Origin of the sequence: Phytohabitans houttuyneae, from assembly GCF_011764425.1 — a bacterium.
GTDB lineage: Bacteria > Actinomycetota > Actinomycetes > Mycobacteriales > Micromonosporaceae > Phytohabitans > Phytohabitans houttuyneae.
Window position 1 is genome coordinate 2,932,845 of the sequence record NZ_BLPF01000001.1, and the last position, 24,799, is coordinate 2,957,643.

Here is a 24,799-nt window from a genome sequence, read left to right on the forward strand (position 1 = left end):
GCGTACGTCGAGCGCGGGCGGATCACCGCGGACCCCACGAACTACCCCCGGGCCGAGGAGGCCGTCCGGCGGTCACTCGCCGTGCGTCCCACCGGCAACGGCGAGGCGCTGGTCGCGCAGGGCGCGCTGGCCAACGCGCGCCACGACTTCTCGGCGGCCCGCCGCTTCGCCATCGAGGCCACGAAGATCAACGGGTACGACGCGGACGCGTTCGCGGTGCTCGCCGACGCCGAGACCCAGCTGGGCAACGTGCGCGCGGCGACCGCCGCCGTGCAGCGCCAGCTGGACCTGCGGCCGGGCCTTTCCGCGTACGCCCGCGCCTCGTACGACCTTGAGCTGCGCGGACGGGTCACCGAGGCCACCGACCTGATGCGGCGCGCCCTGGACTCGGCGGTCAGCCCAGCCGACATCGGCTTCTGCCGGGTGCAGCTCGGCGATCTCGCCTGGCACTCCGGCGACCTCGCCGAGGCCACCCGGCAGTACGACGCCGGCCTCGCCGCCGACCCCGCGTCGGTCTCGCTGCGCCGGGGCAAGGCGCGCGCCGAATGGGCCGCGGGGCGTCGGGACGCCGCCATCGCCGGGTACGCCGACGTGACCCGCCGCGCGCCCACACCGTCCTATGTGCTCGAATACGCCGACCTGCTCCGCGCCGCCGGCCGGGCCGCCGAGGCGGACGCCCAGCTGGACCTCGCCCTCGCCGGCCACCGCCTCTTCACCGGCGCGGGTGGCGTCGACGGGCTGACCGGCACCGCGCTCGCGCTGGCCGCCGGCGACCCGGCCGCCGCTCTCAAGGAGGCGCGGGCCGAGTGGTCCCGCCGCAAGCACGCCGACGTCGCCGACAACCTCGCGTGGGCCCTTCACCACACCGGGCGGGACGCCGAGGCCCTGCCATACGCCCGCACGGCGGTCGGCAGCGGCGCCAAGTCCGCGCTGTACGCGTACCACCTCGGTGTGATCGAGCTGAGTCTCGGCCGCACCGGCGCGGCAGAGGCCGACCTGGCCACGGCCTTGCGCCTCAACCCGCACTTCTCCCCACCGACGCGCCGCTGGCGCGGACCCTGCTCGCGGGACCGGAGGTCACCCGATGAACCGCCGCTGGCTGCTGGCGCTCGCCGCCGCACCGCTCGCCTTTCTGCTGCTGCCGGCCGCGCCCGCGAGCGCGCACCCGCTCGGCAACTTCTCGGTCAACCAGTACACCGGCCTGGTCCTGCGTCCCGACCGGATCGACGCGACCGCGATCGTCGACTTCGCCGAGATCCCGACGCTCCAGGCCACGTCGCAGCCGACCTGCGCGGACCTCGACCTCGCCGTGACCGTCGACGGCGAAGCTCGACAGTGGACTGTCGCGTCGAGCGACTTCGCCTACGTCGACGGGACCGGTGGCCTGAAGACCAGCCGCCTGACCTGCACGCTCACCACCGAGGTCGCCCTGTCGACGGCGACGGTGACGGTCGAGAACCGGTACGCGGCCGACCGGGTCGGCTGGCGCGAGATGACCGCCCGCGGCGAGGGGGTACGGGTCGAGTCGCCCCTTCCCGCGCAGAGCGTCAGCGACGAGCTGCGCACGTACCCGGCCGACCCGCTGGCCTCCGCACCGGACGTGCGCTCGGCGACGCTGCGGGTGACGCCCGGTGACGGTACCGCCGGCGCCGCACTCCGCCGGCCCGACGACGGCTTCCTGGCGGGCATCACGGCCGGCGTCGAGCGACGCTTCCAGGAGCTGGCCGGCGGCCGCCTCACCCCGACGGTCGGGCTCCTGGCGGTGCTGCTCGCGCTGCTGCTCGGCGCCGGGCACGCGGCGCTGCCGGGGCACGGCAAGACGGTGCTCGCCGCGTACGCGGCCGCGCAGCGGCGCCGGATCCGGGACGCGCTCGCGGTGGGCGCGACGGTGACGCTCACCCACACCGGCGGGGTACTTGTGGTGGGCCTGCTGCTGGCCACGTCGAGCACGCTTGCCGGCGACCGCATCCTCGGCTACCTGGGCATCGTGAGCGGCGCCATCGTGGTCGCGGTGGGCATCGGCATGTTCGTACGCCGCCGCCGGGGCCACGGTCACCACCACCACGGGCACTCTCATTCGCACGACCACTCCCATGACCATGACCACTCCCATGACCATGACCACGGGCATGGGCACGGGCACGGGCACGGGCATCACCACCATCACCACCGGGGAGACGGGCGCCTCGGGCTGGCCGGCATCGGCATCGCCGGCGGTCTCGTGCCCAGCCCGTCCGCGATCGTGGTGCTGCTCGCCGCGATCGGCCTGGGCCGTACGGCGTTCGGCGTGCTGCTCGTGCTGGCGTACGGCGTCGGCATGGCGGCCACGCTGACCGCGGTCGGCCTGGCCCTTGTCGCCGCGCGGCGCCGCCTGGGCCGCATCCCCACGCTCCCCCGCGTGGCCCAGCGCCTGTCGAAGCTCGCCCCCGCCGGCACCGCGACGCTCGTCATGGTCGTCGGCGCGGGTGTAGCCGCACGCGCCGCCGCCGGCGTCTTCTAACGCATTCCACAACGCGTGAGCAACGTTTGGGCATAGAGTCGGCCCCGAGGGAGGTACGCACCATGAGCGGTCGAATTGTCCACTTCGAGATGCCCACCGATGACATGGAACGGGCGCAGACCTTCTATCGGGAGGCCTTCGGCTGGCAGCTGACCCCCATGCCGGAGATGTCGTACACGATGGTCACCACCACCCCCACCGACGAGCAGGGCATGCCCACGGAGCCGGGCGCGATCAACGGCGGGCTCACGCCACGCGAGGCCCCGGTCTCCGCGCCGACGCTGACCATCGGCGTCGACAGCGTCGACGAGGCGCTCGCCACTGTGGAAAAGCACGGCGGCAAGGTGGTGTCCGGCAAGATGGCCGTCGGTGACATGGGCTTCGTCGGCTACTTCAGCGACACCGAGGGCAACGTCGTCGGCCTCTGGGAGAACGCAGGCCAGGGCTGACCGGAAAAGCGGCCTTCCCCGGCGCGTTACCCGGTGGTAACTTCCGAGCATGGCGGGCCCACGGCACTACCGGATCGCGGTGATCGGAGCCGGCTTCGGCGGCCTCGGCGCCGCGATCCGTCTCAAGCAGCGGGGCTATGACGACTTCGTGGTGCTCGACCGCGGCACCGAGGTGGGCGGCACCTGGCGGGACAACACCTATCCCGGCTGCGCCTGCGACGTCCCCTCGCACCTCTACTCGTTCTCCTTCGGGCTCAACCCGGACTGGAGCCGCAGCTTCTCCGGCCAGCCGGAGATCTGGGACTACCTGCGCCGCTGCGTCGACAAGTACGGGCTGGACCGGTACCTGCGCATGGAGACCGAGGTGCGCGGCGCGGCCTGGGACGGCGGGCGGTGGGTGGTCGAGACGTCCCGCGGCACGCTCACCGCGGACGTGCTGATCTCCGCGTCCGGCCCGCTCTGCGAGCCGGCGATGCCGAAGCTGCCCGGGCTGGAGACGTTCACCGGCGAGGTCTTCCACTCCGCGCGGTGGCGCCACGACCTCGACCTGACCGGCCGGCGGGTCGCGGTCATCGGCACCGGCGCGTCGGCGATCCAGTTCGTGCCAGCAATCGCGCCCGACGTGGCGCGCCTGCACGTCTTCCAGCGCACCGCGCCGTGGGTGATGCCCAAGGCCGACCGGCCGATCAGCAGGCTGGAGCGGCGCGCCTTCCGGGCGGTGCCGGGGCTGCAGCGGCTCGCCCGCACCGGCATCTACTGGGCGCGGGAGGCCCAGGCCACCGGCTTCCTCAAACCGGTCGTCATGCGGATGGGCCAGCGGATGGCCCGCGCACACCTGCGCCGGCAGGTGCCGGATCCGGCGCTGCGCGCCAAGCTCACGCCCCACTACCGCATGGGGTGCAAGCGGGTGCTGCTCTCCAACGACTACTATCCCGCGCTCACGCGGTCCAATGTGGAGGTCGTCGACGGCGGCGTGACCGAGGTGCGGGCGGAATCGGTGGTCACCGCCGACGGCACCGAGCGCGCCGTGGACACGATCATCTTCGGTACCGGCTTCCACGTCACCGACACCCCGATCGCCCAGCAGATCCGCGGCCGCGACGGGCGCACGCTCGCCGAGGCGTGGCAGGGCTCGCCGGAGGCGTACCTGGGTACGACCGTCGCCGGCTTCCCCAACCTCTTCCTGCTGCTCGGCCCCGGCACCGGCACGGGGCACACGTCCGTGGTGTTCATGATGGAGAGCCAGCTCGCGTACGTGCTGGACGCCCTGCGCCACCTCGACCGCACCGGCGCCACCGCCATCGAGCCGACGCCGGCCGCCCAGCGCGCGTTCATCTCCACAGTGGACAGGAAGATGGCCGGTACTGTGTGGCTCGCCGGCGGTTGCAAGAGCTGGTACCAGGACACGACCGGGCGGGTCTCCGCGATCTGGCCCGGCTACTCGTGGTCGTACCGGCTGCGCACCCGCCGCTTCGACCCCGCGCACTACGAGGTGGTAGCCCGTGCTTGACGGCAAGGTCCTCTTCATCACCGGCGCCGCCCGCGGCATCGGCGAGCACACCGCGCGGCTGGCCGCAGCCCGCGGCGCGACCGTGGTGCTCGCCGGCCTGGAGCCCGACCGCCTCGCCGCCGTCGCGGCCGACACCGGCGGCGCGTGGTTCGAGGCCGACGTGACCGACCAGGCCGCACTCGACCGGGCGGCCGCCGGGGCGGTCGAGCGGTACGGGCGGATCGACGCGGTCGTCGCCAACGCCGGCATCGCGCCGCGCGGCACGATCGCGGTCGGCGACATCGAGGCGATGGCGCACACGGTGCAGGTCAACCTCACCGGCGTCATGCGCACGGTGGGAGCCACCGTCGAGCACCTCATCGCCAGCCGCGGCTACTGCCTGCTCGTGTCGTCGGCCGCCGCGTTCGCCGCGATGCCCGGCATGGCGGCGTACTGCGCGTCGAAGGCGGGCGTGGAGCACTTCGGCAACGCGATCCGCCTGGAGCTGCGGCACCGGCGCGTCTCCATCGGCACCGCGCACATGTCGTTCGTCGACACCGACCTCGTCCGGGACGTGCAGGAGGACCTGCCGGAGTTCCGCCAGACGCTGCGGAAGCTGCCGTGGCCGCTCGGCACGGTCACCTCGGTCGAGGCGTGCGCGCGGGCGTTCGTCGACGCGGTGGAGCGCCGCCGCCGCAGGGTCTACGTGCCGAAGGCGGTCGGCCTCGTGCAGGCGGTCCGCTCGCTGATGGTCAGCCCGCTCAGCGACGCGGTCATCGGCCACGGCGCGCGCACCGGCGTGCCGAAGATGGAGGAGCAGGTCCGCGCGCTGGGACGCGCGTTCGGCAGGCACGGCGGTGGGCGGTGAGCCCCGGCATCGTGTACGAGCGTCGCGGCGCCGGCACGCCGTTGGTACTGCTGCACGGGATCGGCCACCACTGGCAGGCGTGGCTGCCCGTGCTCGACCGCCTCGCCGAGGTGCACGACGTGATCGCGATCGACCTGCCCGGCTTCGGCGAGTCGCCGGTACCCACCGACGGCGCGCCCCGTGACATGGCGCGGGCGGTCGCCGGCGTAGCGGCCTTCCTCGACGAGCTCGGGCTCGACCGCCCCCACGTCGCCGGCAACAGCCTCGGTGGGGCGATGGCCCTGGAGCTGGCCAACGCCGGCCGCGTGGCGTCCGCGACCGCGCTCTCCCCCGCCGGCTTCTGGACCCCCGCCGAGCTGCGGTGGGCGATCGGCACGCTCAGCGCTCACCGGCTCGGCACGCGGCTGCCGCAGCCGTTCATGCGCAGGATGTTCCGGTACGGCGCGTTCCGCGCGCTCTGCTTCGGCATGATCTGCGCGCTGCCCGGCCGGATCACGCCGGAGGTGGCCCTCGCCGACGCGCTGGCGCTGCGCAACGGGCAGGCGTTCCGCGCGGTGGCCCGGGCCGGCCGGGCGTACCTGTACCGCGGCGCGCCAACCGTCCCGGTGACGATCGCCTGGGGCACCCGCGACCGGATCCTGCTCTACCGCCAGGCCGCGCGCGCCCGGACGGCACTGCCCGACGCCCGCCACGTCGACCTGCCCGGCTGCGGGCACGTACCGATGAGCGACAACCCCGACCTCGTCGCCTCCGTGATCCTAGAGACCACCCGCGCGGCCGCCCCCGCCGCTGACCGCCCCCCGCCCGTTGATCAGGGACTTGGTGGGCGTGTCTGCCGGCGCGCCACGGCACGAAGTCCCTGGTCAACGGCGGGAGGGGTGCCGGCGCTAGGAGATGAGGCGCTCGGCCTCGTCGGCGGGCACCGGCTCGGAGAAGAGGTGGCCCTGGCCGTAGGCGCAGCCGAGGCGGAGCAGGTGCTCGCGCTGCTCCTCGGTCTCCACGCTCTCGGCGATGAGCTGAAGCCCGAGGTTGCCGCCCATCAGCACGATCGTGTGCACGAGCGCGCTGCTCTTGGTGTCGACGCCGAGCCGCGCCACGAACGAGCGGTCGATCTTCAGCGCGTCGATCGGCAGGCGGTGCAACGCCTCCAGCGACGAGTAGCCGGTGCCGAAGTCGTCGATGTGCAGCTCGCAGCCGAGGTTGTGCAGGTCTTCGAGCATCTTGCGGGCAAGCCCGATGTTGTTCATGATCACGCCTTCGGTGATCTCGAAGGCGAGGTTGCGCGGGTGCAGGCGGGACACCCGCAGTGCCTCGGTCACGTCGTCGACGAGCCCGCCCTGCCAGAACTGGCGGTTCGAGATGTTCACGCTGATCCGCAGGTCCTCGCGGCCGGGCGTGCGCTGCCAGGCGGCCAGCTGCCGGCACGACTCCGCGATCACCCACCGGCCGATCGGGATCACCAGGCCGGTCTCCTCCGCCACCGCGAGGAAGTGCTCGGGCAGCACCAGCCCCCGGGTCGGGTGGCGCCACCGGATCAGCGCCTCGAACGCGCGCGTGCGGCCGCCGACCAGCTGCACGATCGGCTGGTAGTGCACCTCGAGCTCGCCCCGCTCGATGGCCCGCCGCAGCTCGGTCTCGATCTGGAGGCGCACGACGGCCTTCGCGTGCATGGCGACGTCGAAGAGCGCGTGCGAGCCCTTCCGCTGCGACTTGGACCAGTACATGGCGATGTCCGCGTCACGCACCAGGTCCTCGGCGTCCGCGTACCGGGCGCCGCCGAGCGTGATGCCGATCGACGCGGTGACCACGACCTCCTGCCCCTGGAGGCGGAACGGCGGCGCCAGCGCCGCGTGCATGCGCTCGGCCACCTGCGTCGGGGTGTACGGGTCGGCGACACCGTCGAGCAGGATCAGGAACTCGTCGCCGCCGAAACGGGCCGCGGTGTCCCGCTCGCGCAGGCTGTGCGAGATGCGGTTGCCGACCTGGATCAGCAGCGCGTCGCCGGCCGCGTGGCCGAGGCTGTCGTTGACCACCTTGAAGCCGTCGAGGTCGACGAAGAGCACCGCGAACTCGCGGTCCTCGCTCATCGCCTCGCGGAGCCGTTCCAGGAAGAGCGCACGGTTGGGCAGGCCGGTGAGGTGGTCGTACTGCGCGGCCATCCGCAGCCGCTCCTCCTGCTCCCGGAGCGTCGCGAGCACCTGCTGGTAGTCGAGCGCGACGGTGAGCAGCGCCGCCCAGTGGTTGATCGGCTCGCGGCCGGTACCGGTGCGGGTCTCGACCGCGTCGACCACCGCGAGCAGGCCCCAGTCGCTGCCGTCCACCTTGACCGGCACCACGAACGTGACCGCGTCGACATCCTGGCGGGCCACGTCGAGCAGGTCGGCCGGCGGGAACTCGCTCACCGGGGTCACCAGCGGCTGGGTGGCGGCCGGCTTGTCGCGCATGTAGACGCCGACAAGGTCGAGTGGCGGATCGGTGCGGTGCTTGTCGCGCTCGCTCCGCTCGCTGTCCGTCCTGGCCGGGCGGCGGCGCTCGGCCCAGAGTCCCAGGCTGCCGGCCCGCGCGCTGGTGCGGCCGAGCCAGCTCAGCCGGCGCGGGTCCTCCTCGTGCGCGCGCAGCAGGTCCATGCTCACCACGTACTGCTTGCTCAGGATGCCCTGCAGGTGGGTGCGCTCGCGGAAGTGCGCGCGTCCCTCGGCCTCGAGCCGGGCCAGCGGCGGCAGGGCACGCGGCTCGGACGCGCCGTCCCGGTGGCAGCCGCACGACTCGCGGACCACGAGCGAGGTGTCCACGGGGCGCGGCCCGCGCGGCACGTTCTCGCCGCGGATCCGGCGGACGAGCAGATCGCCGGCGGTACGGCCGATGGTGTCGACGGGGTGGTTGACGGTGGTGAGGCGGGGCAGGCTGTACTGCGCGCCGCGCACGTCGTCGAAGCCGACGACCGCGAGGTCCTCCGGCATCCGGTACCCGGCCGCGGTCATGCCCTGCATGAGGCCGATCGCGTTGGCGTCAGTGCCGGTGATGACCGCGGTGGCCGGCATGCCGGCGCCGATCAGCACGCGGGCGGCGGCCTCACCGCTGGACATCTGGTTGTCTTCGAGAGGGAAGAGCAGCCCGGGATCCGGCTCCATGCCGTGCGCCAGGAGCGCCTCGCGGTACGCCTCGTACCGCTCGCGGATGTCCTTGGCGCCCAGGTAGCCGGCGAACGCGATCCGCTCGTGGCCGTGTCCGGCCAGGTGCTCGACCGCGTCCCGGATTCCCGTGCCGTTGTCGGGCACCACCACCGGACAGTCCAGGTCCGGCACCTCGTGGCTGACGATGACGACCGGCTTGCCGGTGTCCTGGATCGCGGCGAGGTAGCTCGGGTGCACCGCGTTGATGATCACGACAAAGCCCGAGACCCGCTGCCAGGCGACCGGGTACGAAAGGTCTGAGGGCTCAACCTCGGTCTGGTCGGTGCCCGCGTCCTGCGTCTGGACGGCGACAAGCGTCGCGCCCTCCACCGCGGCGGAGCGTGCGATCCCGCGCAGCAGGCCACCGAAGTACCAGCCGCCGAGGAAGGGCGTCAACACGCCCAGGGTCAGATCTCCCGACACCTGCGAGGCTACGCCGATCTTGCGTGCGCCGCGCGGCAATCGGAAATGACCGCGGGGTCCGGGCGCGTCGCCCGGACCCCGCAGCTCTTTCATCTCACTCTGCTATCTGTGTATGCGCTCGGTCGCTTACAGGGGCGGGTACGCGTTCTGCATGAGCTGCGTGACCTGCGCCGGGAACCAAGCACCCGAGATCGGCGCGCCGGCAAGAGCACCGGACATGTTGTTGCCGTTACGAGCGTTGCCGCCGTAGGTCGGGTCGCACATGCGGTCGAAGCCCTTGCCCTCGTTGTTCGGGATCTCGGTGCTGGAGCCGTCCGACTCACCCGGAGGCTTCACCCAGACGTAGGCGTCGATGCCGGTCGCACCGGGGTTGGCCCGCGGACGCTCGCCGAGGCCGGCGCCGCTCTGGTTGCACCAGTTGCCCTTGTGGATACGGCGGTCGATCTTCGAGCCGTTGATCTGCTCGTCCAGCGTGCCCGTGGTGACCGGGCCGGTCGGACGGGCCGAGCCGCCCCAGCCGTTGCGGGAGGTGTCGATCAGCATGCCGATGCTCGACGAGAAGCCCTGCGAGATCAGCTCGGTGCGGAACGCCTGGGCGAACGACAGCTCGTCGTTGTACCGGTTCCAGTCGATCCACTTGGACGGCCGGGTCTGCTCGGTCACCGTGATGTACGGCTCCTGGAGGGCCGAGTAGTTGGCCGTGTTCGTGATGAAGCCGGTCACGTTGGCGATGGTGCTGCCCTCGGCGCGGGCGGCCTGGGCCAGCAGCTGGGCGGTCGGGCGGAAGTTGTCGTCCCAGCCCAGCCAGCCGTGGTGGCCAGCGTCGATGTAGTTGTAGACGTTCGGGCTCGCGCCGAGCTTGGCCAGCGCGTAGCCGACACCCGCGACGTAGTTGCCGTTGGACTTCATCGTGTTGCACATCGCGACCTCGGTCGGCCGGCCCGCCACGTTCGTGATCAGGTTGGGCAGCGAGTCGATCTCGATGATGTTGATGATGCGCAGGCTGCGGAACCGCGCGTCGTTCTGGTACGCGGCGATCGGGTCGATGTACTCGGTCTTGTAGCGACCGATCTCGGTCGGGCCGAGCTCACCGTTGGAGGCCAGCGCGGAGCAGTCGCGGCCGGGCAGGTTGTAGATCACGAACTGGATGTACGACGCGCCCTGGCGCACGGCCTCGAGCAGGTGGTCCTCGACGCCCATCGGGCCGTTCGAGCTGCTGCCAGCGGTGCCCTCGATCGCGGCGATCCGGTCGATCCACACTGCGGTCGGGTTGCTGGAGATCCGGCTACCGCCGGAAACGCTCTCCGCCTTGGCCTTCCACTCCGGGTTCACGTAGCCACGCCCACCCGCGTAGGGGTTGTCGACGCGCTGTCCGGGCGGGCCGGTGGTCGGCGGGTTCGAGGTCGGCGGCTGGCTGGTCGGCGGCTGGCTGGTCGGCGGCGCCGAGGTCGGCGGCCGGCTGGTCGGCGGCGCCGAGGTCGGGTTGCTCGTCACGGGCGAGCCGGTGCACGCCACCCCGTTGACCGCGAACGAGGTCGGGTTGGTGTTCGTGCCGGTGTGGCTGCCGATGAAGCCCGGGTTGACGCTGGCGCCGTTGGCAACCGAGCCGTTCCACGACTCGTTGGCCACCGTCACCTGCGTGCCGCTCTGCGTGAAGCGACCGCCCCAGCCCTGCGACACGCGCTGGCCGTTGGCGAACGAGAACGTCAGGTTCCACGAGGTCCACGCGTCACCCACGTTGCGGATGACGATGTTGCCCTGGAAGCCGTTGTTCCATGAACCGGTGACCGAGTAGGTCACGCTGCAACCCGCGGCGGCGCTGGCTGGCAAAGCCTGGATCACCGAGAGGCCGCCCAAGCCAAGCACAGCGACCGCACCAATGGCGAGGCGCTGTTTCCGGGTACGACTCGAGACGAGTCTCATTCCTGTAACTCCTACTTCGTCGCGCGGCACCAGAGCGGGAGGCTCTGGCGTGGCGGGCCGCGGGCGTTGCGGACGCGCGCGCCGCAGGCACGCCTAACGGGTAGCTCGCCGGCCCGGAAGGCAAGCTGGAGATGGAGAAAACCCCGCCCAGCCTGAAGGCTGGGGGCAGTGGTCTCGCCGTGCGGAGCGGCTGGAGGCCGGCCCGCGTGCCCTGGCGAAGCTCACTCGCATCGGCTCCCCCGAATGCGTAGAGCGAGTCTTGCATGGGAGGGCTCCCACGCACAAGCGTCCCTGCAAGAAAGCGATTCCTACCAGGGATTTCCGCAACACGACAGATCGGACGCATCGGCGCGACTCGATACGCGCACCCCTCGCGGGACCCGCGCGAAGGGTCCGATTGGGGTGGATCTGAGCAGCCAACAGCGCCGAGATCTGCGCGCGGGCCGGCGCGGGCTTGGCGCGCGGGCGCGGCAGCGCGGGTCGGGGGTTCGGCGAGCCCTGGCGAGCCGCCGACCCGCGCGGTCTCCGGCGGGAGCGACGGTCCGCCGCTGACGCGGACCCGGGACATGGATCTCGTGAAAACGCGCGGGGCCTGAGGGCGGCCCCGCGCGCGACGAAAGGGTGAGGGAAGGGAGAGCTACAGCGGCTTGCGGCCGCGCGTGGAAACGAACTGGTACGAGAGGGACGAGAACGCGGGGTCGCGGGAGAGCTGCCGGAACGCGCGCAGTTGGTCCAAAGAGATCCCCGCGGCGAGCAGGCGCGGCTCGAGGGTGCGGGAGTTGAGGTCGTGCAGTGCGGCGCCGGAGGAGCCGCCGGTCCAGCTCTGGGAATGGGTGACGGTGTCGACGTCGGTCAGGCCGGCGAGCGCCATCTCCGTGTGCACGTCCTGCGCCCACGCCAGGTCGGCGCCACCGTCGTGCAGTACCCCGAGGATCGCCTCCATCACCTGCTGGAAAAGCTTGGCCGCGTCGTCGGTCGGCGCGGTCAGCACGCGCAGCGGCGCCGTGCAGTCGAACTCCTCCACGACCAGCCACCCGCCCGGGGCCAGGACGTTGACCATCTCGGCCAGCACCTTGCGGCGCTCGGGCAGGTGGAGCAGGAGGAGGCGGGCGTGGATCAGGTCGTACGGGCCGGCTTCCGGTGGCGGCTCGGTGCGGGCGTCGTGCCGCACCACGGAGAGGTTGCCCGTGGCGGTGAGGTGAGACGGGTCGATGTCGGATGCGACGACGTGCCCCTCCGGGCCGACGGCGGTGGCCATGACGCGCGCCACCGAGCCGCCGCCCGCGCCGACCTCCCAGCAGGTCGCGCCGGCGCGCATGAGGGGACGGAGGCGGGCGCCCGTCAGCGGGTCGAGGAATGCCTCCAATGTGGCCAGTTGGGCGTCGGCCTCGGGTGCGTGGTTGTCGAACGAGTAGCCGGTCGGCACAGCGGGTCAGCTCCCTTGCGGTAGTGGCTGGTCGATGCTGAGCATCGATTGGACGGTCGTGGGGTCCGCGCGCACCTGCGCGGTTGGCGCGTCGAACACCACGCGCCCGTAATCCAGGACTGCGATCCGGTCCGCCACCTCGATCGCGTGGTCGAGCCGCTGCTCCACCAGCAGCAGGCTCAGTCCGGCCTCCGCCAGGCCGGTCATCAGGCCGCGCACCCGCTCCGCCAGGTCGAGCGCGAGCCCTTCGGACGGCTCGTCCAGCAACAGCACCCTCGGCTGGGTGAGCAGCGCGCGGGCGATCGCGAGCATCTGCTGCTCGCCGCCGGAGAGCTGGTCGCCGCGGTGCTCCAGCCGCTCACCCAGGCGGGGCAACAACTCCAGCATGCCCTTGATGGTCCACATAGGACCCTCTTGGTGCCGGGCCGCCAGCTTCAGGTGTTCGGACACGGTGAGGCTGGGAAAGACCCGCCGTCCCTGCGGGACGATCCCGACACCGGCCCGCGCCACCTGATGTGCGGGGCGACCCGCCAGGTTCGTGCCGCCGACCTCCACCACTCCGGAGTACGGGCGGAGCAGGCCGGCGATCGCGTGCACGAGCGTGGTCTTGCCCGCCCCGTTGCGGCCCACGAGCGCCTGCACGGTGCCCGCCTCGACGTTGAGCCCCACGCCGTGCAGCACCCGCCCGCCGTGGTAGCCGGCGTACAGGTCGTCGACGCGCAGCGCCGCGGCCATCACGCGACAGCTCCGCTGTACGCCTGGCGTACCGCGTGCGACACCCGGATCTCGTCGGGCGTGCCGGTGACCACGTACTGGCCGTCGCGCAGGACGGTGACCACGTCGGCGAGCGCGTACACGAGGTCGAGGCGGTGCTCGACGAGCAGCAGCGTCACCTCGCTCGGCAGGTCGCGGAGCACCTCGGCCAACCGCTCGAACTCCACAGGGGACAGTCCGGCCGCCGGCTCGTCGAGCAGGAGCAGGCGGGGCTCGCCGGCCAGCGCCATCGCGATCTCCAGCTGCCGGAGCTGGCCGTGCGAGAGCCGCCCCGCCTCCACGCCGGCCAGGTCGGCGAGGCCGAGCCGGTCGAGCAGCTCGACCGCGGGACGGCGGGACTGCCGCACGCCACCCCTGTGCCGCGCCCCCGCCACGGCCACGTTGTCCAATGTGGTCAGTGATGCCCAGGCGGCCGGGCGCTGGTGGATCCGGCCGATCCCCAGCCGCGCGCGCCGGGCCGGCCCGTACCCGGTGATGTCCCGCCCGTCGAAGCGGACCCGCCCGCCGCTGGGCCGGATCGCGCCGGCCAGCATGTCGAGCAGGGTGGTCTTGCCTGCGCCGTTGGGCCCGATGACCGCCCGCCGCTCGCCCGGCGCGATGCGCAGGTCGAGCCGGTCGACGGCGACGAGTGACCCGTACCGCCGGGTCAGTGCCTCCGTGATCAGGATGTCCACCGCTTACGCCTCCTGGTTTGCGCGTCTTGTGGCGCCCCGCACCGGCATGCGGATGTGGCGCCAGTCGAATCCCGCCACCCCGCGTGGCAGGAGGTAGGCCGTCAGCACGAACAGCACGCCGAGCAGCAGCGGCGCGTGTCCGGGCAGCAGGCCGGAGAACCAGTCGCGGGCGGCGAAGACGAGCGCTGTGCCCACGACCGCGCCGAGCATCGAGCCGGCGCCGCCGATCACCACCCCCAGCAGGAGGAGAGCGGCGGTGTCGAAGCTGAAGTCGGCCGGCGACACGTACTGCTGTGTGGTGACCAGCAGCGCGCCGCCCGCGCCCGCGATGCCGCCCGCCGCGACGTACGCCCCGGTCAGGTACGCCGTCACCGGGTGGCCGCTGGCCCGCATCCGCGCCTCGCCATCGCGACTGGCCCGCAGCAGCAGCCCCGCCGGCGAGCGGAGGGCGAGCAGCACGAGGGTGACGATCACGCCGACCACCGCCAGGGCGTACAGGTAGCGTGTCCGGTCGGTGTCGAGCGAGGGTGCCGCGATCAGGCCGTCGGTGCCCCGGTCATCGACTTCCAGCGGCTGGCCACGGTGATCGCCAGTTCCCCGATCGCCAGCGTGATCATGAGTACGTAGACGCCCCTCGCGTACACCACAAGCGGCGCGGTGAGCAGCGCGAACGCCGCGCCCACCCCGATCGCCACCATCAGCTGCGGGAGCACCGCGGCGGTGTCGAGCTGCGCGGCCGCGTACGCGCCGGCGGCGAACGGCGCTGCCTGCCCGAGCGTCGGCAGCCCGGTCACGCCGGTCAGCAGCGCCACGCTCACCCCGACGAGGCCGAGCACGAGGAGCCGGGCGAGCGTCGCCGTGGTGTAGTCGTCGACCATCCACGGCGCCGCGACGGCGACGGCCACGGCGGCGACTGTCGCGACCGGCAGGAGCCGCTTCACGCGGTACTCCACCGGCTGAGCAGCCCTCGCGCGCGGGCGGCGAGGATCAGGGCCATGGCCGCGTACAAGAGGAAAGGTGCGGCCGTCGGCAGGAGGGCGACCCCCAGGGTCTGGATCTCGCCAACCGCGAGGGCCGCGAGCAGCGTGCCCGCGACGGAGTTGAGGCCGCCCAGGACGACCACGACGAGCGAGAGGAGCAGCACGGTCGCGGCGGTGCTCGGCCCCGGCCCGATGATCGGCGCGCCCAGCACGCCGGCCAGCCCGGCGAGCGCGCCGGAGACCGCGAGCACGCCGACCCGCACGCGGGTGGGGTCGACGCCGAGGCAGGCCACCATCTGCGGGTCGTCGACCGCGGCCCGCACCAGCATGCCGGCGCGGGTGCGGGTCACGACGAGGTACAGGCCGATCGCGATCACCGCCGCGACCACGATGAAGACAAGCCGGTACGCCGCGTAGGAGTGCCCGGCGACGTCCACCGAGCGGTCCAGCGCCGCCGGCACGCGCACCGGCAGGTCTTCCGGTCCGAACGCGCTGACCAGCAGGCTTCCGCCGGCCAGCGCGAGTCCGAACGTCAGCAGCGCCTGGGTCAGATGGTCGCCCCGCTTCACCGGCGTGAGCAGCCCAGCGAGCGCGGTGCCCGCCGCCGTGGACGCGATCACCCCGGCGACCAGCGCCAGCGGCACCGCGGCCCAGCCACCGTCGGCCAGCCACGCCGCCGTGTAGGCGCCGATCGCGTAGAGGGTGCCGTGGGCCAGGTTGAGGATTCCGGCTACGCCGAAGCTCAACACCAGCCCAGCGGCGACCACGAAAAGCAGCAGGCCGTACGCGACGCCGTCCAGCGCCGGTATCAGGTACGGATCCAGCTCACCCATGCGGTTACTACTCGCCGACCGTCGCCAGGTCACCCACGACCGTGTTGGACAGCGCGCGGCCGTCCGGGCGGACCTGCCGCAGGTACCACTTCTGCACCGGCGAATGGGTCTTCTTGGAGAACTGCCACGCGCCGCGCGGGCTCTCGATCTGGCCGAGCCCGGCGATCGCGTTGTTGATGCTCGCCGCGGTCGGGCTTTCCCCGGCCGCCCCGATCGCCTTGTCCAGCACCGCGGCAGCGTCGAACGAGGCCATCGCGTACGTGGTCGGCGGCCCGTCGTGGTCGGCCTTCCACGCGGCGACGAACTCGCGGTTCTGCGCGTTGTCGAGGTCGGGCGAGTAGTTGAGCACCGAGTACACGTCGCGGGCCGAGTCGCCCTGCGCGTTGAGCACGCCGCCCTCGGTCAGGAAGCCGGCCGCGTACAGGGGCAGGTTCTTGACCTCGGACTGGGAGTACTGCTTGACGAAGTCGATCGCCGCCGCGCCCGCGTAGAACGTGTAGACCGCCGCGGCTCCGGAGGCCTTGATCTGCGCGAAGTACGGGGTGAAGTTCTTCGTCGCCGGGAAGGGCGTGAAGCGGGTCTTGCCGTCCTCGTTGGCCAGCTCGCCACCGGCCTTGGTGTAGGCGTCGGTGAAGCCGGCCAGCTGGTCCCAGCCGCCCTGGTAGTCCGGTCCGATCGCGTAGACCTTGCCGTCCACGTTGTCCTTGACGTACTGGGCGATTGCCGCGCCGGTCTCCTTCGACAGGTACGACGTGTGCCAGGTGTGGCTGATGTCCTTGAGCTCGGGGCGGCCGTTCGCGCCGATGAAGGGGACCTTCGCCTGCGCCAGCACCGGCTGGATCGCCGCGGCGGAGCCACCGCCGACGACACCCGTGAGGGCGACGACCTTGTCCTGCTTGACGAGCTTGGTGGCGGCGGGCACGGCAGTCGGCGCGCCGTCACCCTCGTCCGCGACGATCAGCTCGACCTGGTGACCGCCGAGCTTGCCACCGTGCATGTTGAGGTAGAGCTGGAAACCGTCGCGGATGTCCGTGCCGATCGCCTGGTACGTGCCGGAGAGGGAGGCGAGCAGCCCGATCTTGAGCGTGCCGCTCGCTCCGGCACTGTCGTCGGCGCAGGCCGTCGCACCGGTGGCCGCCAGGCCGAGGGCAACGAGCGCGGCGGTCATCTTGTGGATACGCATGGATGGGTACTCCGGGGGTCGGGTTCAGCGTGAGTGGGTAAGGGCGGACCGAGCTGCGGGGGTCAGAGCGTCGCCGATGCGGTTCGCGAGCTCCGTCATCTCGTACGACACCTTTCCGACGTCGCAGTTCGGGGTGGCCAGCACGAGCAGCGACGCACCGTCGTTGAAGGCCATGGAGAACATGAACCCGCCTTCGAGCTGGGTGACGTTGGAGATCACCGAGCCGGCGTCGAAGAAGGCGGCGGCGCCGCGCAGAAGGCTCACGAGCCCGCTGCCGGTGGCCGCGAGCTGGTCGGCCCGGTCCGGCGGCAGTGCGCGCGTAGCCGCCACCATGAGCCCGTCCGCCGAGATGGCGATGGCGTGGCTGACGTCCGGCGCGCGCTCGGCGAAGCTGTCGAGCATCCAGCCGAGGTCTCGTTGGTTGGTCACGAAGGCTCTCCTGTCGCGTCGTTGTTGGGCGTGGCGTTGGCCAGGGGACGGCGGCCCGCGACACCGCGGGCGTACGCGGACATGGCGGAAGCGACCTGCGCGGGGTCGCGCCGCTCGGACCGGCCCTGGTCGCCGTTGGGCGGCACCGCGCCGGGGATCAGGTGTGCCTGCGGCTTGCGGATCGGCAGGCCGGTACGGGTGGTACCGACCACCTGCGGGGTCTCGAGCTGGGACGCGGCGCGCCACCCGTCGTCACCGGGGGTGCTCCAGTTGGCCACGGCCGGCGGTACCGGCGACTCGACGGCAGGCGGGCTCGGTGCCTCGGTCGGCTCCAGCCCGACGGCGTGATCGTGATCCGCCCGGAACCAGCTGTTGACCTGCTCGAAGATGATCAGCTCCTGGGTCTGGTCGATCTCGCGGACCGGTGCCCGGCCCTGTGCCGAAATGGGGTCAGGTGGCGGCGGAGGGGCGGCCGGCCGGCTCGGAAGTGCACCGCCGTTGCGCGCGGGGATCCCACCGTTCTGGCCCTGCATGCCGTTCTGGCCCTGCATGCCGTTCTGGCCTTGCAGGCCGCTCTGGCCTTGCAGGCCGCTCTGGCCCTGGGCGCCGTTCTGCCCCAGTGCCTGCGGGCCGCCGTTCTGGCCCTGGCGGCCACCTCCGGCGCCCGGCAACGGCCCGGCGTACGGCGTGCGTGGCAGCGGGATCTGCATGCCGGCGGGCGCCGGGCTGACCGGGATCGGTCCGTCCATGCGGAGGCCGGCCTCCAGCCCACCGTTGAACAGCGACGGGCCGGCGATCGGCAGCTCCTGGTCCTCCGGCACCGGCCGGATCAGCTTGCCGGGCAGCGCGACCTCGGCGATCGTGCCGAGACGCGGGCCCGGACGCAGCTCCACCGTCGCGCCGAGGCGGATGGCGAGCTGGCCGACCACGACGAGACCCATGGCCCGCACGGCGGCGACGTCGATCGCCGGCGGCCGGGCGAGCACGTGGTTGAGCTGGGCGAGCCGTTCCTTGGGCAGCCCCACGCCCTCGTCGCTGATCTGGACGATGACCCGGTCGCCGAGGCTCCGGGCGGTCACCCAGGTCTCGCTCTCCGGCGGGGCGTACGTGGTCGCGTTGTCCATCAGCTCGGCGAGCAGGTGCACGACCTCGTCGACCGCGTCCCGCGAGACCGCGACGTCGGTGTCGACGACGCCGAGGCGTACCCGCTCGTAGTGCTCGATCTGGGAGAGCGCGGCCTGGAGCATCTTCGACAGCGGTACGTCGTCCTGCCGCATGCGGCCGACACCGACGCCGCCGAGCACCAGGAGGCTGGCGTTGATCCGCGCCATCCGGGTGGCCAGGTTGTCCAATGTGTACAGCCGCTGCAACCGCTCCGGGTCGGTCTCGTCCTGCTCGACGAGGTCGACCTGGGCCAGCACCGAGTCCACCAGGCGCTGCTCGCGGCGGCTGAGGTGGATGAAGATCTTCGCGGTGTTGGCACGCATGACGGCCTGCTCGGCGGCGGTGCGGACGGCGGCCCGGTGCACGGCGTTGAACGCCTCGCCCACTTCGCCGATCTCGTCGCCGCTGCCCCGGTCCATGCTCGTGGTCACCTGCGCGGCCAGCATCTCGGGGTGTACCGAGGCGTCGGGCCGGCGCAGCTCCTCGACCATGGCGGGCAGCTCGTCGAAGGCGACCGCGTTCGCCGCGTCCCGCAGCCGCCGCAGGCGGTGCGTGATCTGGCGGGCGACGGCCCACGTGACGAGCACGGTGAGCGCGAGCGCCACGGCCATCGCGGCCGCTTCGAGGATCGCGTTGCGCCGCTCGTCCACGCGCGCGGCGTCGATCTCGTCGAAGACCGCGCTGTCGACACGCTGCTGCACCTCGTACAGCCGGCGGGCCCAGGACTGGGTCGCGGTGATCCAGTCCGCGGTGGCGACCCGCAGCTTGCTGCCGGTCTCGGCCCGGGAGACCTGGTCCTGCAGCCGCTGCAGGCCGACGATCTCCTGTCCACTGCCGGCCTGCTCCCACCAGACCCGCCACTCGGGGCTGGCCAGGCTGAGGAACGTCAGGCTGTTTTCGGTGAAGCCGGTGCGCGATGCGGTGATGTCCTGCTGCATCGCGGGCGTCAGCTGGCCGGCGGCCAGGGCGCGCATGACCGCGACCTGCTGCTGGCCCACGGACTCGCCGGCCTTGGACAGGGCGGACGACGCGCGGATCTGGTCGGCGATCTCCGCCGACTCGACGCCCTGCGCGGTCGCCTCCCGGTACGCCAGCAGGTCCGCGATGATGATGCGGTAGCTGAAGGTCATGGCGGACACCGAGGCGTTTGCCGCGGTGCGGACCTGCGCCCGCAACGGGCCCAGGTCGTTGATGGATCCGTCGATCCGCTGCAGGACGGCCGCGGTGCCGGGTGGCACGGACGGCACGAGGGCCCGCTGCCGCCGGTATTGGGCGACCGCCTGGTCCGTCTCCGCCGTCTGCTTCGCGTACGCGTCCTCCTGGCGGGTCCCGCCAGTGGCCAGAAGATCGGCCGCGGAGACCCGCTCGCGCTGCAACTGATAAGCCAGGGCGCCCGCGTCGGCGCCGAGGCGCGCGAGGACACCGAGGTCACTGGCCCGCTCGGCTTGCTGGACGCTGCCCGCTAGCGCCAGGCCGGCGAAGCCGACGACGGCGACCAGAGGCGCGGCCACGATGATGCGCATGCGAGAGGCGATCTTCCAGCCCCGCTGCCGAGGGCCCGGTCGGGCCGCATGGGCTTTTGTACCGGACGCCAAGATTCACTCCCACGGGTGGTCGGCACAGTTCCATGTGCACGTTGCAGCTCGCAATTCCCATTGGGTCGCACATGGGGTGCGACAAACAGGGTTGCCCGTGGTACGGAAAACTGGTACCTGCATCTGTACCGCACGGAGAGGATCAACCACTCTCCGTGACAAAAGAGCCCATGACGACTGGCCGCCGTCCTGCCCCGCCCGCCCTAGCGGCGGTGGCCCCGGCTGAGGGCGCGGTCGATGACCGTGCGCAGCTCGTTGATCTCGACGACGACCTCGGTCGGGCCGAGCATCGCGCCGTTGTCGACGATCATCGCCACGATGTCGTCGGCGGGTGTGCGCGGGCGTGGCGCGGCGCGCTCACGCGGCCCGCGCCGCCCGTCCGCGGCCGCCTGCTCCCGGGCCACCTCGGGCCAGAGCGAGGCGAGCAGTCCTCCGGTGCCCAGCGCCTCGTCGCAGCGCACTGCCAGCTCACGGCTGCCGTAGCGCCGGCCGGACTCGACCGCGGCAACGGTCTCCCGGCTGAACCGGACGCGGTCGGCGAGCGCGCGCTGGGTCATCCCGTTGCGGGTGCGCCAGCGCCGCAGCTCGCGCCGGAACCGGCGGCTGGCCATCGGATCAGGGGCAGCATCAGATGGCGCACGGTCCATGTGCTCACCTTCGAGTCGACCCGGCCCAGGATCCGAAGAACGGACCCTCTGGAAAAATCCCGCCGCTCCCCATTCTGACGGCCCAGCCGACCCCTGGAAACCCACTCCAAATGATCGACTCGGATAGTAACGATCCGTCAGGCCGCGCGCGGAGTCCGATCGTCTATCTGGGCGAAGGTCTCAACGAAGACCGGCAATGCGTTGTGCGCCCGGAAACCCACATTCGGCTTGAACGAAGTGATGTGCTCGGGGGCGAGCCGCAGGCCGGGAACGGCCGCGGTCAGCTCCGTGAGCGCCACCTGCGCCTCCAGCCGGGCCAGGGCCGCACCGATGCAGAAATGCGGTCCGTAACCGAACGCCAGGTGGTCACGGACGTCCGCGCGGTTGGGGTCGAAGACGTCCGGGTGGGAGAACGTCGCCGCGTCCCGGTTGGCCGCGCCGAGCAGCAGCAGGCAACGGGAGCCGGCGGGGATCGTGGTCTCGCCGAACGTGACGTCCCGCGTGGTGAGCCGCAGCCAGCCGTCGATCGCCGGTCCGAAGCGCAGGGTCTCCTCCACGAACGCGGGCACTCCGGCCGGGTTTTCCACCAGCCGCTCCCACCGGGTGGGCACCGACAGCGCGTTGTCGAGGCCGTGCGCGATCAGGCCGGAGGTCGTCTCGTGCCCCGCCACCAGCAGGTTGAACGCGAAGCTCGCGACCTCGTTTTCGGTCAGGATCTCGTCGTCGCCGGCCCGGTAGCGCAGCGCCTTGCTGATGAAGTCTTCGCCGCCGCCGCCCTCCTGGGCACGGAGGGTGACCATCTTCTGGCAGTACCGCCAGAAGTCGAGCAGCCCGCGCGCCAGCCGCACCTGCTCCTCCGGCTCGGGCTGGCCCCAGATCAGCGCGATCTGTCCGTCGGACCAGCTCTTGATCGCCGGTACGTCCTCGGGCGGCACCCCGAGGAGGTCGACGATGACCAGCAGAGGCAGCTCGGCCGCGAACTCGGACACGAGGTCGACGACGGTGCCCCGCCGGGCGACAAGGCGGGACACCAGCTCGTCGACGCGCCGGCGCACGATCGCGCCGTACTGCTCATTGACGCGCGCGGACGTGTTCGGGAACGTCGCCCGCAGCGCGCGGCGAGTGCGCGTATGCGTCGGCGCGTCGGCCGCCGCGGTGGTCGGAGGGGCGTCGATCTCCATGACGATCGCCAGCGCCTCCGGGCACATCTCATAAATGGGCAATAGGGTCAACGCGTTGCTGAATGCTTCACTGTCGCCCAACGCGTTGCGTACATCTGCGTGTTTTGTGATCAACCACAGTCCGAGATCGTCGGCGTAATGCACCCGCTCGGGGCCGTCGAGCAGATCCCGCCAAATAGCTGCCGGGTCGGTGAGATACGTGCCAGAGAACGGCCTGAGCTCCATGCCTGCCTCCTCGGGACTTCTACCGTGCGATACCGCGGAGGCCTTAGTCAATAGCGATTCTTGATACGCAATTGGAGGTTCACGTGGGCTCAATAGATGCAAGTTGCGAATTGCACGTGAGGGCTGTTCTTTGCACGAGGACTAACGGTCGGGAGGGCGCTACGGGAGGAACACTTCGCCCGGTTTGACCACCCGCAGCCAGCGACAACCGTAGCGGTCGAGGCCCACCTTCACCTCCCCGTCCGCCACCGGCGTGCTGCCGTCGGCGAGGAGGTCGACGAGCTTGTCGCCGGGCTCCAGGCCGTCCAGCCGCAGCGTCACCTCCACCGGCTCGTCGGCGAAGTTGTGCAGCGCGACAACCGTTCCGCCGTCCTGGTCGGCGCGGTGTGCCAGCACCTGATCGGCGTCGACGGACAGCACCTCGTACCGGCCCCAGGCAAGCTCGGGAGATTGCCGGTACCGGCGGATCAGCAGTTTCATCCAGGACAGCAGCGAGGCGGGGTCGCGAAGCTGCGAGACAACGTTCACCTCGGCCGGCCCGAATTCGCCGCGCACGAGCGGGGCGACAAGCTTTTCCGGGTCGGCTTTGGAGAAGCCGCCGTTGTCGTCGTCCGACCACTGCATCGGGGTGCGGACCGCGTTACGCCCTTCCACGCTCAGCTCTTCGCTCATGCCGATCTCCTCGCCGTAGAAGAGCACCGGCGTGCCGGGAAGCGAGAAGAGCAGGCTGTAGACCATGCGGATGCGGTCGAGGTCACCGTCCAACATGGAGGGCAGGCGGCGGCGCAGGCCGCGGTCGTACAGCTGCATGCTCTTGTCCGGGCCGAACGCGTCGAAGACCTCCTGCCGCTCCTCCTTGCTCAGCTTGTCCAGCGTCAGCTCGTCGTGGTTGCGCACAAAGGTCGCCCAGTGCCCGTCCTCGGGCGGCGCCGGCCGCTCGCGCAGCGCCTCGGCGAGCGGAGCGGCCTGCTTGCGCGCGAGCGAAAGGTAGAGCCGCTGCATGCCGATGAAGTCGAAGCACATCGTGAGCTCGTCGCCGTCTTCGTCACCGAAGAAGCGCATCGTGTCCGGGTACGGCAGGTTGACCTCGCCCAGCAGCACCGCCTCGCCGTTGTGGCGGGACAGCAGGGCACGCAGGTCGCGCAGGTACTCGTGCGGGTCGGGCAGCTCCTCGGCGTCCAGCGCGCCTTCGGTCTCGAGCAGGAACGGCACCGCGTCGACCCGGAAGCCGGACAGTCCAAGGTGGAGCCAGTAGCCGAGCACGCGGGCGATCTCGTCGCGGACGGCGGGGTTGGCGACGTTGAGGTCCGGCTGGTGCTTGTAGAAGCGGTGCAGGTAGTACTGCCCAGCCTCCTCGTCGTACTCCCAGAGGCTCTTCTCCTGGTCCGGGAAGACGACGCCTTCGGGCCCGTCAGTGGGCGGCTCGTCGCGCCAGACGTACCAGTCGCGGTGCGGCGACTCGCGGCTGGACCGGGCGCTCTGAAACCACGGGTGCTGGTTGGAGGTGTGGTTGACCACCAGGTCGGCGATCACCCGGATGCCACGGTCGCGGGCGACCCGCAGGAACTCCACGAACTCGCCGCTGCTGCCCAGCCGGCTGTCGACACCGTAGAAGTCGGTGATGTCGTACCCGTCGTCGCGGTCCGGCGTGGGGTAGAACGGCATCAGCCAGATGCAGGTCACGCCCATCTCGTCGAGGTGACCGACCCGCTCGGCGAGGCCGTGGAAGTCACCGCAGCCGTCTCCGTTCGCGTCGAAGAAGGTCTCCACGTCGAGGCAGTAGATGACCGCGTTCTTCCACCACAGGTCGGCGGTAGTACTACGCCTCATGATGCGCCTCCACGCAGTTGCGGCAGCACCTTGGCGCCGAAGACGTCCAGAAACTCGTCCTGCTCCTGACCCACGTGGTGCACCATGATGGCGTCGAAGCCGAGGTCCGCGTACTCCTGGAGCCAGGCCGCGTGGCGAGCCGGGTCCGCGGAGATCCGCACGACGTCGTGCATCGCCTCCGGCGGCACGTGCTTGGCCGCCTCCTCGAAATGCTCGACCATCTCCAGGTCCCAGCAGACCGGTGGGGCGAAGACGTTGGTACGCCACTGGTCGTGCGCGATCCGCAGCGCCTCGTCCTCGTCGGCCGCGTAGCTGACGTGCACCTGCAAGCGCAGCGGCCCCCGGCCACCCGCCTCGCGGTAGGCGTCGATCATCTGCCGGAGGTGATCGTGCGGCGCGCCGACGGTGATCAGCCCGTCGGCCCACTCCGCGCACCACCGCGCGGTCTCCACGCTCACCGCCGCCCCGACCAGGGCCGGCATCTCGGCGGGCCGGGTCCACAGCTTCGCGCGATCGACCGTGACCAGGCCGTCGTGGGTCACCTCGGCGCCGGCCAGCAGCGCCCGGATCACGTCGACGCACTCGCGCAGCCGGGCGTTGCGCACATCCTTGCGCGGCCACGCCTCGCCGGTGATGTGCTCGTTGCTGTACTCGCCGGTGCCCAGGGCGGCCCAGAAGCGCCCCGGGTACATGCTGGCGAGCGTGCCGATGGCCTGCGCGGTGATCGCCGGGTGGTAGCGCTGGCCGGGCGCGGTCACGACGCCGAAGGGAAGCCGTGTGGCCTGGAGCGCGGCGCCCAGCCACGACCAGGCGAAGCCGGACTCACCTTGGCGCTCGCTCCACGGCGAGAAGTGGTCGGAGCACATCGCCGCGTCGAAGCCGGCCCGCTCGGCCCGGACGGCCGCGGCGAGCAGGCCACCCGGGTCGATCTGCTCGTGCGAGGCGTGGAAGCCGTAGAGGGTCATGAGAAGCAACGTGCCCTTCTCCGCGCAGTCTTACACCGGTCGTTCATCAGCGACGGCTAAGGTCGGGT

Annotated in this window: 20 protein-coding genes and 1 pseudogene; 5 read left to right on the plus strand and 16 right to left on the minus strand. The window is 71.7% G+C overall.

Annotation, left to right across the window (positions count from 1 at the left end):
* Nucleotides 1-72: 72 nt before the first annotated feature.
* Nucleotides 73-1,026 carry a hypothetical protein gene (locus Phou_RS56170; protein ID WP_173056267.1) on the minus strand — a complete coding sequence of 318 codons (954 nt, stop codon included), beginning with the start codon at nt 1,024-1,026 and terminating at the stop codon, nt 73-75.
* A gap of 58 nt (nt 1,027-1,084) precedes the next feature.
* Between Phou_RS56170 and Phou_RS12885 the strand changes: the two genes are divergently transcribed.
* From Phou_RS12885 to Phou_RS12905, 5 genes and pseudogenes are all read left to right on the plus strand, one after another.
* On the plus strand, nt 1,085-2,500 hold the full coding sequence (locus tag Phou_RS12885) for a High-affinity nickel-transporter (RefSeq protein ID WP_173056268.1): 1,416 nt from the start codon (nt 1,085-1,087) through the stop codon (nt 2,498-2,500).
* Between the two features lie 62 nt (nt 2,501-2,562).
* Nucleotides 2,563-2,949: a VOC family protein gene (locus Phou_RS12890; RefSeq protein ID WP_173056269.1), complete on the plus strand. Its 387-nt coding sequence runs from the start codon at nt 2,563-2,565 to the stop codon at nt 2,947-2,949.
* Between the two features lie 49 nt (nt 2,950-2,998).
* A complete protein-coding gene (locus tag Phou_RS12895; RefSeq protein ID WP_173056270.1) occupies nt 2,999-4,459 on the plus strand; it encodes a flavin-containing monooxygenase in 1,461 nt (486 codons plus the stop codon).
* Nucleotides 4,452-5,306, plus strand: a complete 855-nt coding sequence (locus tag Phou_RS12900) for an SDR family oxidoreductase (RefSeq protein ID WP_173056271.1) — start codon at nt 4,452-4,454, stop codon at nt 5,304-5,306. Before Phou_RS12895 ends, Phou_RS12900 begins: the two co-directional genes overlap by 8 nt.
* Before the next feature lie 11 nt (nt 5,307-5,317).
* Nucleotides 5,318-5,998: pseudogene (locus tag Phou_RS12905) on the plus strand (alpha/beta fold hydrolase); the annotation flags it as partial.
* Between the two features lie 195 nt (nt 5,999-6,193).
* Here the strand turns inward: Phou_RS12905 and Phou_RS12910 are convergent.
* The 15 genes from Phou_RS12910 to Phou_RS12970 form a co-directional block, all read right to left on the minus strand.
* Complete coding sequence (locus Phou_RS12910) at nt 6,194-8,875, minus strand: EAL domain-containing protein (RefSeq protein ID WP_173056272.1); 2,682 nt, start codon at nt 8,873-8,875, stop codon at nt 6,194-6,196.
* A 153-nt stretch (nt 8,876-9,028) separates the two neighbouring features.
* Nucleotides 9,029-10,825: a glycoside hydrolase family 6 protein gene (locus tag Phou_RS12915; protein ID WP_173056273.1), complete on the minus strand. Its 1,797-nt coding sequence runs from the start codon at nt 10,823-10,825 to the stop codon at nt 9,029-9,031.
* Between the two features lie 637 nt (nt 10,826-11,462).
* Nucleotides 11,463-12,251, minus strand: a complete 789-nt coding sequence (locus tag Phou_RS12920; RefSeq protein ID WP_173056274.1) for a methyltransferase domain-containing protein — start codon at nt 12,249-12,251, stop codon at nt 11,463-11,465.
* 6 nt (nt 12,252-12,257) lie between these two features.
* Entirely contained in the window at nt 12,258-12,986 is a 729-nt protein-coding gene (locus tag Phou_RS52560; RefSeq protein WP_173058310.1) for an ABC transporter ATP-binding protein, read from the minus strand.
* On the minus strand, nt 12,986-13,699 hold the full coding sequence (locus Phou_RS52565) for an ABC transporter ATP-binding protein (RefSeq protein WP_173056275.1): 714 nt from the start codon (nt 13,697-13,699) through the stop codon (nt 12,986-12,988). The genes Phou_RS52560 and Phou_RS52565 overlap by 1 nt, the downstream gene beginning before the upstream one ends.
* A gap of 3 nt (nt 13,700-13,702) precedes the next feature.
* Nucleotides 13,703-14,182 carry a branched-chain amino acid ABC transporter permease gene (locus Phou_RS51060; RefSeq protein ID WP_281365027.1) on the minus strand — a complete coding sequence of 160 codons (480 nt, stop codon included), beginning with the start codon at nt 14,180-14,182 and terminating at the stop codon, nt 13,703-13,705.
* 53 nt (nt 14,183-14,235) lie between these two features.
* A complete protein-coding gene (locus Phou_RS51065) occupies nt 14,236-14,640 on the minus strand; it encodes an ABC transporter permease subunit (protein ID WP_218578994.1) in 405 nt (134 codons plus the stop codon).
* Nucleotides 14,637-15,512, minus strand: coding sequence for a branched-chain amino acid ABC transporter permease (locus Phou_RS51070; protein ID WP_218578996.1), 876 nt, complete (start codon nt 15,510-15,512; stop codon nt 14,637-14,639). The genes Phou_RS51065 and Phou_RS51070 overlap by 4 nt, the downstream gene beginning before the upstream one ends.
* Nucleotides 15,513-15,519: 7 nt before the next feature.
* Entirely contained in the window at nt 15,520-16,695 is a 1,176-nt protein-coding gene (locus Phou_RS12940; RefSeq protein WP_173056276.1) for an ABC transporter substrate-binding protein, read from the minus strand.
* A gap of 24 nt (nt 16,696-16,719) precedes the next feature.
* A complete protein-coding gene (locus Phou_RS12945; protein WP_173056277.1) occupies nt 16,720-17,124 on the minus strand; it encodes a roadblock/LC7 domain-containing protein in 405 nt (134 codons plus the stop codon).
* Complete coding sequence (locus Phou_RS12950; protein WP_173056278.1) at nt 17,121-19,811, minus strand: sensor histidine kinase; 2,691 nt, start codon at nt 19,809-19,811, stop codon at nt 17,121-17,123. Before Phou_RS12950 ends, Phou_RS12945 begins: the two co-directional genes overlap by 4 nt.
* A 275-nt stretch (nt 19,812-20,086) precedes the next feature.
* Nucleotides 20,087-20,494 (minus strand): helix-turn-helix transcriptional regulator, encoded by a 408-nt coding sequence (locus Phou_RS12955; RefSeq protein ID WP_173058312.1) that lies wholly within the window; start codon nt 20,492-20,494, stop codon nt 20,087-20,089.
* Nucleotides 20,495-20,667: 173 nt separating this feature from the next.
* Nucleotides 20,668-21,936: a cytochrome P450 gene (locus tag Phou_RS12960; protein ID WP_173056279.1), complete on the minus strand. Its 1,269-nt coding sequence runs from the start codon at nt 21,934-21,936 to the stop codon at nt 20,668-20,670.
* A 159-nt stretch (nt 21,937-22,095) separates the two neighbouring features.
* Nucleotides 22,096-23,766 (minus strand): alpha-amylase family protein, encoded by a 1,671-nt coding sequence (locus Phou_RS12965; RefSeq protein WP_173056280.1) that lies wholly within the window; start codon nt 23,764-23,766, stop codon nt 22,096-22,098.
* Nucleotides 23,763-24,731 carry a TIGR03885 family FMN-dependent LLM class oxidoreductase gene (locus tag Phou_RS12970; RefSeq protein ID WP_173056281.1) on the minus strand — a complete coding sequence of 323 codons (969 nt, stop codon included), beginning with the start codon at nt 24,729-24,731 and terminating at the stop codon, nt 23,763-23,765. Before Phou_RS12970 ends, Phou_RS12965 begins: the two co-directional genes overlap by 4 nt.
* Nucleotides 24,732-24,799 lie beyond the last annotated feature (68 nt).